The sequence below is a fragment of the Sphingomonas endophytica genome, from assembly GCF_014199415.1.
In the GTDB taxonomy this organism is placed as follows: Bacteria; Pseudomonadota; Alphaproteobacteria; order Sphingomonadales; family Sphingomonadaceae; genus Sphingomonas; species Sphingomonas endophytica.
This window is the reverse complement of the sequence record NZ_JACIJN010000007.1, coordinates 96,706-107,983: the sequence shown is the minus strand read 5'-3', so window position 1 is coordinate 107,983 and position 11,278 is coordinate 96,706. Positions and strand designations below refer to the sequence as shown.

The window sequence follows — 11,278 nt, the reverse complement described above, 5'->3', positions numbered from 1 at the left end:
AGCGGCTTGAGCGGGGGTGAACAAGATATTTGGGCGGCGGGTGACCCGGAGCGTGGCCACCCAACGTCATCCCCGCCCGGCTGCTTTTACCCGGAAGCAGGATGCCGATCTTCAGTCCCGGGCATCGCGGATCGCCTCCAGTTCGGCAAGGCGCACCGGATCGTCGGCGGCGAGTGCCTCCTCCAGATAAAAGCCGTGGGGAATATTGCGCACCGCTTCCCGCGTTTCGCCTGTAGATTCGTCGGCGATCGCGTAAAAGGCGTCGACAAGCTGACGAAGGAAACCTTTCTCTAAACCTTCCAGCTGCGCGGCGAGATACTCCATCATCTGCATCGCGTTGTCTGGATTGACGATGTCTTCATCTGGAATCTCCAGAAAATCAACATACCCTATGATAATTTCTGCTACCTGTCTGGCGACAAGAGACTCACGATCGACGTTCATGGCTTAACCACCCTTACCTTGATATTGCGTATTTTAAATCTTTGAATAGCTTAAGAGCTTTGACTTTTTGTATTTCATCTGGAACTTCCCACGTTCCAACCAATCTATGCTGCGCTAGGACCTCGGACTGCCGTAATGCCTGTGCTCGTGCGCGGGGACGGTTTACGACCGCCCATTTTCGGTCGATGACGTAATCTCCGTCAATGCCGTCAAACTTTACAGGTCGCATTGAACCATCTGGCATTGTGCGCATCAATGCCGGAGCAAATCCTGGTTGAGCACCTTCAGCCCCGTTGTTGTAATCCTTCCAAGGCGCGGGTTCCTTGCCGAGATTCTCTTTCATGTTCTTAATTTTGGGCGATTCGTAGACCGTGTGAGGTCGCAGTGTGCGCAGATAGCGCAACCTCGACACCTTGCTCAGCGCAGCGCCCGGCGCGACTGCTGACGCCGCGTCGCCGACCGTCGAGCCGACCACGTGGCCGAGATCATGCGGGGACATATGCGCGACCGCCGAAGCGGCGCGTTGAACCTGGACGTGTGCCGGCGTATCTTCCGCGGCCAGCGCACCGTCGATCATCGCCGCGACGCCGCTATTGATGTCTTTGATCGTGGTGACCGGATTGGTGGTCAGAAGCGAATAGGTGCCGGTGACCGTTTCCTTGACGGCATCGTACAGACCTTCGCCGGCCCCACCCGCGAACTTACCGATCGGGTGCGATTGTTTCGCGTTTCCTGCTTTTGCCTTTGGCGAAATCTTAGAATAAATTCGGGGGTCGGGGCCGGCAGGCGGCCCGCCGGTGCTTTTCGACGATCCGCCACGAGCGCCGCGACGCAGTCGAGGCTGGCGCGAGTCGCGGGTGCCAACGCCTTGAGTTGATCCTGCGCCAGCGAATGTGAAGCGACCGTCCGTCGGATCGTGCCATGGATTGAATTTAAGTTCGATGCCGTCCGCGGTGCGAACCGGCGGCAATCGGCCTGTCCGCAACCAGTGCGAGAAACCGCTCGACGATCTTCTCGACGCGTGAACCATTCCGTTCTCCCCTGCCGAATGGCGGGAACATTATAGGAACAGTGGTCGGAAAGCAAGCAAAACCGCGCAAAACCGCGGGCGGGAGCGCCCCTCGGTGCTTTGCTTCTGAACTTTCAGGAAAACTGGTGCGGTCGAGAAGACTCGAACTTCCACGTCCTTTCGGACACAACGACCTCAACGTTGCGCGTCTACCAATTCCGCCACGACCGCACGTGTTGTCCACCGGGCAGCCCCGGCGTCTGGTAGGCGAGCGCCCCTAGCAAAGCCGATCGGTGCTGGCAACGGCCTTTCTCACTTTCCGCTCAGCTCGCCTCGCCGACGAAGCTGAGATCCAGCCGCTTCGAGCTGGCGGGGACGTCGACCTGCGCCGAATTGAAGTCGATCGCGCCACCGGGCAGCAGGGTGCGCTGCTGTGGCGTGATCGTCCAGCTGAAGACGATCCGGTTCTGCGAATCGCGCAGGTCGGCGCGGATGTCGGGGATGCGCTGCCGGGTCGAGGACGGGTTGGTGATGCGGCCGCTGACCGCGAACAGCTCCGATCCGTTCGCCATCTTGCGACGCTCGATCGGATTGTCGGCGATCCGCAGCGGCAATTCCGCCGGGCCGATCGACAGGCCGATCTGCTGCGCGAGCCCCGGCGCGGTCGTCCACAGGATCACCGCGACCGCCGCGAGCATCAACAGCCCCGCGGCGAGGCTGGCGATCGTGCGAATCCGGCCGCTGCCGCGCACGGGCGTCCGGAACGGCGGACGATGCGCGAAGGCGTCGTAGCGCGCCGGCTCCGGCGGCTCGGGCGCCGCTGAAGGCGGCGCCTGCAACGGCAGGCCGGGCGGCGGGGCAGGCGGCGTCTCCGCCGCGACCGGCGCCGGGATGGCCGCGACGGGCGGGACGGCCTCTTCGACCGGCGCGGGAAGCTCGGCCTCTTCGGGCTCGTCGGCGTAGCTGACGTCCTGATACCAGCTATGGCCGCAATTGGCGCAGCGCACCGTTCGCCCCGGCGGGGCGATGGCGTCGTCCGGCACCAGATAGCGGGCGCGACATTCGGGACAATCGAGGATCATAGGCGCGGCACCGGGAGGACGGACGAGCCGAATCTAAGCACGCGCGCGCTCCGTAACGCAAGCAGGAGTCGCCATGCTTGAAGCCGCCGCGCACCGCGTGCAAAGGCGGTGGCCGATGGCGGCGATCGTGCAGTTCGAGAATGTGGGGCTTCGCTATGGCCATGGCGAAGAGGTGTTGCGCGACGTCAGCTTCTCGTTCGTTCCGGGCGCCTTCTATTTCCTGACGGGGGCGAGCGGGGCGGGGAAAACCTCGCTGTTGCGCCTGCTGCACCTGGCGCAACGGCCCAGCCGCGGGGCGATCCGGCTGTTCGGCACCGATGTCGCCGCCACGCCCAAAGCGCGGATGCCGCTGCTGCGGCGGCGGATCGGGATGGTCTACCAGGATTTTCGGCTGATCGCGCACCTGTCGGTCGCGGACAATATCGCCCTGCCGCTGCGGATCGCCGCGCAGCACGACGACGAGATCCGCGAGGCGGTCGGCGAGATGCTGGCATGGGTCGGGCTAGCGCACCGCGCCGAGGCAAAGCCGGAGACGCTGTCGGGGGGCGAGCAGCAGCGGGTCGCGATCGCGCGCGCGGTGGTGGCGCGACCCGACATCCTGCTCGCGGACGAGCCGACCGGGAATGTCGACGATGCGATGGCCGACCGGCTGATCCAGTTGTTCGCCTCGCTCAACCAGCTCGGGACGACGGTGGTGGTCGCGACGCACGACCTGCACCTGCTGTCGCGCGTGCCGTCGGCGCAGATGATGCGGATCGCCGGCGGACGGCTGACCGACCCGACCGGCGGTCTGCGCGTGCCGCCGCGGCGCGAGCGCGCATGATCGCCGCCACCGCCCGCCTGCTCGATACCGCGCGCGACGGCTGGACGATGGCCGGGGTGCTGGCGGTGATGATCTTCCTCGCGGTGCTGGCGACCGCCGGCGGGATCGCGACCGCGACGGCGAGCCGCGCGCTGGGCGCAACGCTGGCGGGGCAGGTGACGGTGCAGATCGTTGCACCCGATGCCGACACCCGCGCGCGCCGCGCCGCGCAGACGGTCGCCGCGCTGCGCCGCTCGCCCGCGGTCGTGCACGTCGTGCCGGTGTCGCGCGCGGCGGTCGCGGACCTGCTCGGGCCGTGGCTGGGGAGCGCCGCGACCGAGGCGGACCTGCCGGTGCCGACGCTGATCGACGTGACCGTCGCACCCGGGCGCGACGCCGTCGCCGAGGTCCGCCGGATCGTGGCGGCGGTCGATCCCGCGGCGCAGCTCGACGCGCATGGCGCCGCGCTTGCGGGCACCGATACGCTGCTGCGGATGATGATGCTGCTCGCGGCGGCGATCGTCGCGCTGATGATCGCGGCGAGCATCGCGATGGTGCTGCTGTCGACCCGCGCCGGGCTTGCCGCGCACCAGCTGACGATCGAGGTGATGCACCGGCTCGGCGCCACCGACGGCCAGATCGCGATGCTGTTCTGCCGGCGGATGGCGCGCGACGCGGCGCTCGCCGCCGCGATCGGCGCGCCGCTGGCATGGGGGGTGATCGTCTTGCTCGGCGAGGCGAATGCGGGCACCGGATCGCAGCTGTTGGGGGGCATGATGCTGGGACGACCGGGGTGGATTGCGGCGGTGACGCTGCCGGTCATGGTCGTCGCGCTGGCGGCGCTGGTCGCTTACGCGGCGGTGCGCCGCGCACTGGGGCGGCTGGCATGATCCGGCGGATCGTCGCGCTGGCGTTGCTGCTGTGGATGCTGGGTTTCGCGCTGTTCATGCTGGCCTTGCCGAAACCCGCCGATCCCGGGGCGCGCACCGACGGGATCGTCGTCCCGACCGGCGCGGCGGGGCGGATCGCGCGCGGGCTCGACCTGCTCGAACATGGCCGTGCGCGGCGGATGCTGGTGACCGGCACCGCGCCGGGGGTGACGCGCGCCGATCTGGCGCGGGTCGCGGGCCATGCCGCGACGATCGCCTGCTGCGTCGATCTCGGCGCCGAGGCGGTCGATACGCGCAGCAATGCCGAGGAGACCGCCGCCTGGGTGCGCGCGCGCGGCTATCGCTCGATCCGGCTGGTGACGTCGAACTGGCACGCGCGGCGTGCGGCGCTCGAGCTGGGGCCCGCGCTCGGCGATGAGGTGTCGGTGCTGGTCGACGGGGTCGAGGCGCAGCCGACGCTGACGCAGGCCTTTAACGAATACAACAAGCTGCTGCTGCGCCGGTTGGTGTTGTGGGGGGAGCGACTGAGATGAACTGGCTGCGCACGATCATCTTCCGCGCGATCTTCTACGCCGCCTCGGTGCCGATCGTGGTGACCACGCCGATCGCGGCGCTGTTCGGACAGCGCGTGGTAATCGCGCACGCCGATCGCTGGTCGCGGCTGCACCGCGTGCTGATGCGATGGATTCTGGGCATCCGCGCGCGGGTGGAGGGTGAGGTGCCAGTCGGGCAGTTCCTCTACGTCGCCAAGCACGAGGCGATGTACGAGACGCTGGAGCTGCAACTGATCCTCGGCTCGCCGGCGATGGTGCTCAAGCGCGAGCTGATGCGCATTCCGTTATGGGGCTGGTGCGCGGTGCAATATGGCGCGATCGTCGTTGATCGCGAGGCGTCCGCCAACGCGCTGCGCGCGATGATGAGAGAGGCCGCGGCGGTGCGCGCGACCGGGCGGTCGGTGGTCGTCTATGCCGAGGGGACGCGTGTGCCGCACGGCGAGTCGCCGCCGCTGCGCTCGGGATTTGCGGGCCTTTATAAGGCGCTGGCGTTGCCGGTCGTGCCGATCGCACTCGACAGCGGGCGATTGCTGCCCAAAAAGGGCGCCAAGCGCCCCGGCATCGTCACGATTCGTATCGGCGAGCCGATCCCCCCGGGGCTGCCGCGCGCCGAGGCCGAGGCGCGCGTCCATGAAGCGATCAACGTGCTCAATCACTGAGCGCGTTCACGCCTTTCCTTCCAGCTTCGCCTTCAGCCCGGCGAGCGCCCCGAACGCGCCGGCTTCCTCCTCACTGATCACCCCCGCCTCTTTCAGCACGGCGGCGGCATCGGGGCTGCGCGGAAACGGATCGAGCGCGAGCGCCATCGTCTCCGCCGCCGCCTCGCCGAGATCGACGCCCCCGCCCTCGATCTCGATCGTGTCGAGCGCATCCTGGGATAGTTCGACCTCATCTTCGCCGCCGCTTGCGCTCGCGGACTCGACGAAGCGCAGCGTCACGTCTTCCTTGACGCTGGCGGGCAGTGGATTGCCGGTAACCGTGCAGCTCTGCACCGCCGAAGCGCTGACCTGGCCGCGCGCGATGATCGCCGCTGCGTCGCGCCGGATCGCAAAGGTGGCGGTCAGTCGGTCGAGCGACACCAGTCCGAACCGCCGGGCGAGCGCGGCGCGCTCCCCGGCGTCTGCCTCGATCGTCACCTGACGCTCCTCGCCGCCGATCGTGTCGAGCCGCTCGACCCGTGAGAATTCCGTCGTCATGCCCATCGTCCTTCCATCAACTGCGGCAGCGGTACGTCGGCCAGCGACGTCCGGAGCGCGATCAACCCGGTGCGCACATGCGCGATCGCCGCCGGATCGGGAGCGATGCCGCGATACAGGTTGCGGACCAGCGCGGCGTCGAGCACACCTTCCGCCAGTCCGTCCCGATACGCGCCGAGCCGCCCGCCGAGCATCCCCATCATCTTCCCGACATGCTTGCCGACCACCATGTCGCCGAACCCAATCTGACGGACCTGCGCGTCCATGTCGTCGACGAAGCGCTCGGTCAGTTGCGCGATCGGCTCCGCGCCATGCGGGTCGTCCTCCAGCCGCAGCAGCACCATCGCCAGCACCGCCGCGACCATGTCGAACCGCCCGTCGAGCGTGTCGGGGACTGCCCCCTCCAGATACCAATGCGGCGCCCGCGCCCGTGCGACCACCGCATCGTACAGCGGCAGCGCGGCATCCCGGTCGCGTCGTCCCAGCACCTTCGTCAACCAGCCCACCACATCATCCCTTTACCGTTGCGCGCGATCCGTTGCGGGCACGCGCTTGTTTCGCCGCGCCGTCGGGCATATTGAGGCGGACGGCCGCAAAGTCCACGCGCGCCTGTGACCGGAGTATCGATGCGCCCGCTGATCTTCCTCGCCCTGGCCGGCGTTCTTGCCGCGGGCTGTGCTCCGCTCCGCTCGCATCAGGGCTATATCGTCGATGCCGATCTGGTGAACGCGATCCAGCCGGGCGTCGACAACCGCCAGTCGGTGCTCGCCACGCTCGGCACGCCCAGCTTCGCGAGCCAGTTCAATCAGGGCGACTGGTATTATATCGCCCGCGACAGCCGCAATTATGCGTTCAACGCCCCGCGGCCGCGCGATCAGCTGACCTTGCAGATCAGCTTCGATCAGGCGGGCAACGTCAGCGCGATCCGCAAGTCGGGGGTCGAGCAGGTCGTCAGCGTGAAGCCTTATGGCAAGACCACGCCGACGCTGGGCCGCGAGCGCGGCTTCTTCCAGGACCTGTTCGGCAACATCGGCGCGGTCGGTGCCGCGGGTGCGCCGGGCGGTGCCGGTCCGACCGGGCGTAACGGGCAATAACGCCCCGATAATCCTGTCGCTTTGCTGACGCGCGTGTTCGCGGTCGGTTCAGCGCGGGCGCGTCATCTTCCTGGACAACGATGCGGCACGGGTCGCGTCGTCGTCATGGAGGATATGTGATGCGTCATCTTGTCACCGCCGCCCTGCTCGCCGCGACCGCGCTGTCGGGTGTGGTCGCGTCCGCGCCGGCGGCCGCGCAATCGCGCGCCGAGCTGCGCCGCGATCGACAGGACATTCGCCACGAGCAGCGCCAGCTCGATCGCGCACGGGCACGCGGCGACTGGCGCGACGTCCGCGCGCAACGCGCCGACCTGCGCGATGCGCGGCGTGACTATCGCGCGGACCGGCGCGACCTGCGCCAGCAACGCCAATGGCAGCGCGACCGGCGCGAATGGCGCGCCGACATGCAGCGCTGGCGGAGCGGCCATCGCGACCTGTACGCCCGCGGCGGCTGGCAGGCTCCCTTCCGCTATCAGTCGTTCCGCACCGGTGCGCGGATCGCCCCGGCCTATTACGGTATGCGCTACGTGATCGCCGATCCGTGGCGTTATCGCCTGCCCGCCGCGCCGGCGCGCGCCCGCTGGGTGCGACATTATGACGACGCCTTGCTCGTCGATCAGCGCCGCGGCGTGGTGCTGGACGTGGTGCGCGGCTTCTACTTCTGACTCCGATTCGGCCGCGCCGCCAGTAACGCGACGGCGCGGCCGGTACCGGCTTGGGTCGGCACCGGTCCCGAAAGGGGGAAAGGGGACCGCGTCCGCAACGCGCCATTTACCAAACGGTTCGTGACGCCCGGTCGCTTCTTTCGCGACGTTGCTTTTCTGCCACAGTCTTGCCATCGATGCGGCGGTCGAGAGGCGGACGTGATGGGAAGCGGGGGACGATGACCGGCATGCTCGGCGCGGTGGATCGTGTCGTGGCGGAGCTGGCGCTGTTCGCCGCGGTCGTCATCCTGCTCGGCGGGATCGACGATCTCGTGATGGATCTGGTGTGGTGGCGCGTCCGGAAGCCGGAGCCGCATCGCGCCGACGCGCCGGCTGCGCCGCCGCTGCCGCTCGCCGTGTTCATACCCGCATGGGACGAGCAACAGGTGATCGGCGCGATGCTGCGCGCCACGCTGACGCGCTACGACCATCCCGACTATCACCTCTACGTCGGCTGCTATCCCAATGATCCCGGCACGATGGCGGCGGTTGCGGCCGTGGCGGGCGAGGACCGGCGCGTGCGGATGGTGGTCGGCACGCGGGACGGGCCGACCACCAAGGCCGACTGCCTCAACCAATTGTGGCGGGCGTTGGTCGAAGACGAGCGGGCCGGTGGTCGAACGACGGCGGCGATCGTGCTCCACGATGCCGAGGATCTTGTCGACCCTGACGAGCTGCGGGTGTTCGATGATCAGCTTCGCGACGTCGCGCTGGTCCAATTGCCGGTGGTGCCGCTGGTCGACACCCGGCGGCGACTGGTCTCCGGCCATTATGCCGACGAATTCGCCGAATCGCACCGGCGCGATCTCACCGTGCGTTCGGCGCTGGGCGCGGCGGTACCGCTCGCCGGCGTGGGGTGCGCGATCCGCCGCGACGCGCTCGATCGGCTGGACGGCGGGAGCGGCGCGCCGTTCGAGCCGCAGAGTCTCACCGAGGATTACGAGCTCGGCCTGCGCGTCGCGGCCTTGGGGCTGCCCGCGCGCTTCGTGCGCTGGCGCGCGACTGCCGGCGGCCGGCTGATCGCGACGCGGGCCTATTTTCCCGACACGATCGACACCGCGGTGCGCCAGAAGGCGCGCTGGGTGGCGGGAATAGCGCTGTCGGGATGGGATCGCACCGGCTGGGGGCCGCGACGGCATGGCGCGGAATATTGGATGCGGATGCGCGACCGGCGGGGGCTGCTGGCCGTGGCGGCGCTGGTCGCGGCCTATCTTGCGCTGGTCGGCTGGGGTGCCGCGTCGCTGGCGCATCTCGTGCTGCGCAGCGCGCCGACGCCGTTCGGGCGGGGCCTTCGTGTGCTGTTGACGCTCAACACCGCGCTGTTGTGCTGGCGGCTGAGCGCACGCGCGAGGCACACCGCCGCCGAACACGGGTGGCAGGAGGGGTGGTGGTCGGTGCCGCGCGCGCCGGTCGCCAATTACATCGCGATGCTGGCGGCACGCCGCGCGCTGACACGCTATCTCGCCACCTTGTTCGGTGCCGCGCCCCGCTGGGAGAAGACCGCGCACCACTTTCCCGAGCAGCTTCCGAGCGGATCGTGAGCGGCACCGGGCGGCCGCTGCGCTTTCTGGTGGTGGTGATCGGGGCGTGGATCGCGCTGCGGACCTGGCAACTCTGGCCCGATCGGCCGCCGGTGCGCGCGGTGCACCATGTCGCGTGGCGGATCGTCAAACGTCGGCAGCCGCCGGTCGTCGTGGCGGATGCGCCGCGCACGCCGCCGATGGTGCCATCGCCGCAGCCGCGGAGGCGCGCGATCATGTCGCGAGGCAGGTCGACCGCCTCGCCCGACGCGCTCAGCGCGCCGGTCGCGATGCCGATGGCGGCGCGCATGGATCCGGCCCGGCCGCCGGCGGTGCAGATCGACGCGATGCCGCTCGCGATCCCGATCACCCCGGCCGCGACCCCGCGACGCTGGTCGGCGAGCGGCTGGGCGATGGTGCGGGGCAGCGGGGCAGGGGGCGGCGTGGCGACTCCGCAACTCGGCGGCGCGCAGGCCGGCATCCGCGTCGCGCGCGCGATCACCGCCGACGGGCGTGTCGCGATCGTCGCGCGGATCGCGGCAGCGCTTGATACGCCCCAGCAGGAAGCGGCGATCGGCATCGAGTGGCGCTCGACCGCGCTGCCGATTCGTCTGGTCGCCGAGCGCCGCATCGGCCTCGCCGACCAGCGTGGCGGAAGCGCGCTCGGGCTGGTCGGCGGGGTCAGCGACCGGCCGCTGCCCGCCGGGTTCCGGCTGGACGGCTATGCGCAGGCCGGGGCGGTGCTCCGCAACGACCTGGAGGGTTATGCCGACGGTGCGGCGCGCGCCACCCGCCGGGTGGTGCGTACCGGCGGCGGCACGACCTTCGCGATCGGACTGGGGCTTTGGGGCGGGGCGCAACGCGACGCGCGCCGGCTGGACGTCGGACCGGCGGCGACGATCGACCTGCCGCTCGGCGGCGCGCCGCATCTGCGGGTCGCATTGGAGTGGCGGCAGCGTGTCGCGGGCGCGGCGCGGCCCGGTTCGGGGCCGGCGCTGTCGATCGGTGCCGACTATTGATGGCATCGGGCCCGCGAACCGGCTAGCGGTTCGACCGGTCATGGACATCTATCTGCCGATCGCGAACCTGTCGGTGAACGCGCTGGTGATGATCGCGCTGGGCGCGGGCGTCGGGCTGCTGTCGGGGATGTTCGGGGTCGGCGGCGGGTTCCTGACCACGCCGTTGCTGATCGTCTACGGCATTCCCCCGACCGTCGCCGCCGCCTCCGCCGCAAGCCAGGTGACCGGCGCGAGCGTCTCCGGCGTCTTTGCGCATTTCCGTCGCGGCGGGGTCGATACGCGGATGGGGATGGTGCTGGTGATCGGCGGGGTGTTCGGCTCGCTGTTCGGCGCGTGGCTGTTCCGGCTGCTCCAGCAATGGGGGCAGATCGATACGACGATCGCGATCACCTATGTGCTGCTGCTCGGCTCGATCGGCTTCATGATGCTCAAGGAAGCGGTCGACGCGATCCTGATCGCCAGGGGACGGCGGAGCGCACCGGCGCGGCGGCGCCGGCATCATCCGCTGGTCGCCAGCCTGCCGTTCCGCACGCGCTTTTATGCCTCGGGGCTCTACATCTCGCCGCTCGCGCCGCTGCTGCTCGGCTTCTTCACCGGCATCCTGACGATCCTGCTCGGCGTCGGCGGCGGGTTCGTGCTCGTGCCAGCGATGATCTATCTGCTCGGCATGTCGACCGCGGTGGTGGTCGGCACCAGCCTGTTCCAGATCCTGTTCGTCACCGCCGCCGCCACGCTGGTGCACGCGACCACCACCAAGTCGGTCGACATCGTGCTGGCGGGGCTGCTGCTGATCGGCTCGGTGGTCGGTGCGCAGGTCGGCGCGCGCTTCGCCGCCAAGGCGCGGCCAGAATATCTGCGGCTCGCGCTGGCGCTGATGGTGCTGCTGGTGGCGGGACGGATCGCGTTGGGGCTCGGGTGGCGGCCGGACGAGATCTACACGGTCGAACTATCGTGAGGGCGGCGC

General features: G+C 69.2%; 14 protein-coding genes and 1 tRNA gene. 9 read left to right on the top strand and 6 right to left on the bottom strand.

The window, feature by feature from the left end:
• Window positions 1-111: 111 nt before the first annotated feature.
• The 4 genes from FHS97_RS11650 to FHS97_RS11635 all read right to left on the bottom strand — a co-directional run bounded on the left by FHS97_RS11650 (window position 112) and on the right by FHS97_RS11635 (window position 2,535).
• Entirely contained in the window at window positions 112-444 is a 333-nt protein-coding gene (locus tag FHS97_RS11650) for a hypothetical protein (RefSeq protein ID WP_184037627.1), read from the bottom strand.
• A gap of 13 nt (window positions 445-457) precedes the next feature.
• Entirely contained in the window at window positions 458-1,474 is a 1,017-nt protein-coding gene (locus FHS97_RS11645) for a hypothetical protein (protein WP_184037624.1), read from the bottom strand.
• Window positions 1,475-1,597: 123 nt separating this feature from the next.
• Window positions 1,598-1,684, bottom strand: a tRNA-Leu gene (locus FHS97_RS11640).
• A 92-nt stretch (window positions 1,685-1,776) separates the two neighbouring features.
• Window positions 1,777-2,535, bottom strand: coding sequence for an MJ0042-type zinc finger domain-containing protein (locus FHS97_RS11635; protein ID WP_184037621.1), 759 nt, complete (start codon window positions 2,533-2,535; stop codon window positions 1,777-1,779).
• A gap of 115 nt (window positions 2,536-2,650) precedes the next feature.
• Here FHS97_RS11635 and ftsE point away from each other — a divergent pair, with 115 nt between their 5' ends.
• From ftsE to FHS97_RS11615, 4 genes are read left to right on the top strand one after another with little or no spacing between them, the layout of a single operon-like run.
• Entirely contained in the window at window positions 2,651-3,358 is a 708-nt protein-coding gene (gene ftsE, locus FHS97_RS11630) for a cell division ATP-binding protein FtsE (RefSeq protein WP_184037618.1), read from the top strand.
• Window positions 3,355-4,227 (top strand): cell division protein FtsX, encoded by an 873-nt coding sequence (locus FHS97_RS11625; RefSeq protein WP_184037614.1) that lies wholly within the window; start codon window positions 3,355-3,357, stop codon window positions 4,225-4,227. Before ftsE ends, FHS97_RS11625 begins: the two co-directional genes overlap by 4 nt.
• On the top strand, window positions 4,224-4,760 hold the full coding sequence (locus FHS97_RS11620; protein WP_184037611.1) for a YdcF family protein: 537 nt from the start codon (window positions 4,224-4,226) through the stop codon (window positions 4,758-4,760). Before FHS97_RS11625 ends, FHS97_RS11620 begins: the two co-directional genes overlap by 4 nt.
• Window positions 4,757-5,440 (top strand): lysophospholipid acyltransferase family protein, encoded by a 684-nt coding sequence (locus FHS97_RS11615; RefSeq protein WP_184037609.1) that lies wholly within the window; start codon window positions 4,757-4,759, stop codon window positions 5,438-5,440. Before FHS97_RS11620 ends, FHS97_RS11615 begins: the two co-directional genes overlap by 4 nt.
• Before the next feature lie 6 nt (window positions 5,441-5,446).
• Here the strand turns inward: FHS97_RS11615 and FHS97_RS11610 are convergent, their stop codons facing one another.
• Together FHS97_RS11610 and FHS97_RS11605 are read right to left on the bottom strand one after the other, a co-directional pair.
• Window positions 5,447-5,977, bottom strand: a complete 531-nt coding sequence (locus tag FHS97_RS11610) for a YceD family protein (RefSeq protein WP_184037605.1) — start codon at window positions 5,975-5,977, stop codon at window positions 5,447-5,449.
• Window positions 5,974-6,483: a ubiquinol-cytochrome C chaperone family protein gene (locus tag FHS97_RS11605; protein ID WP_184037601.1), complete on the bottom strand. Its 510-nt coding sequence runs from the start codon at window positions 6,481-6,483 to the stop codon at window positions 5,974-5,976. Before FHS97_RS11605 ends, FHS97_RS11610 begins: the two co-directional genes overlap by 4 nt.
• A gap of 120 nt (window positions 6,484-6,603) precedes the next feature.
• On the opposite strand from FHS97_RS11605, the gene FHS97_RS11600 reads away from it, so the two are divergent.
• The 5 genes from FHS97_RS11600 to FHS97_RS11580 all read left to right on the top strand — a co-directional run bounded on the left by FHS97_RS11600 (window position 6,604) and on the right by FHS97_RS11580 (window position 11,269).
• Window positions 6,604-7,071 (top strand): outer membrane protein assembly factor BamE, encoded by a 468-nt coding sequence (locus FHS97_RS11600; RefSeq protein ID WP_184037598.1) that lies wholly within the window; start codon window positions 6,604-6,606, stop codon window positions 7,069-7,071.
• Window positions 7,072-7,190: 119 nt separating this feature from the next.
• Window positions 7,191-7,736 (top strand): RcnB family protein, encoded by a 546-nt coding sequence (locus FHS97_RS11595; protein WP_184037595.1) that lies wholly within the window; start codon window positions 7,191-7,193, stop codon window positions 7,734-7,736.
• 218 nt (window positions 7,737-7,954) lie between these two features.
• Window positions 7,955-9,316 carry a glycosyl transferase family protein gene (locus FHS97_RS11590; protein WP_246346625.1) on the top strand — a complete coding sequence of 454 codons (1,362 nt, stop codon included), beginning with the start codon at window positions 7,955-7,957 and terminating at the stop codon, window positions 9,314-9,316.
• Complete coding sequence (locus tag FHS97_RS11585) at window positions 9,313-10,314, top strand: hypothetical protein (protein ID WP_246346624.1); 1,002 nt, start codon at window positions 9,313-9,315, stop codon at window positions 10,312-10,314. Before FHS97_RS11590 ends, FHS97_RS11585 begins: the two co-directional genes overlap by 4 nt.
• A 40-nt stretch (window positions 10,315-10,354) precedes the next feature.
• The gene (locus FHS97_RS11580; protein ID WP_184037591.1) at window positions 10,355-11,269 is read left to right on the top strand and encodes a sulfite exporter TauE/SafE family protein; all 915 of its coding nucleotides are present in this window, start codon (window positions 10,355-10,357) and stop codon (window positions 11,267-11,269) included.
• The last annotated feature ends 9 nt before the right edge of the window (window positions 11,270-11,278 follow it).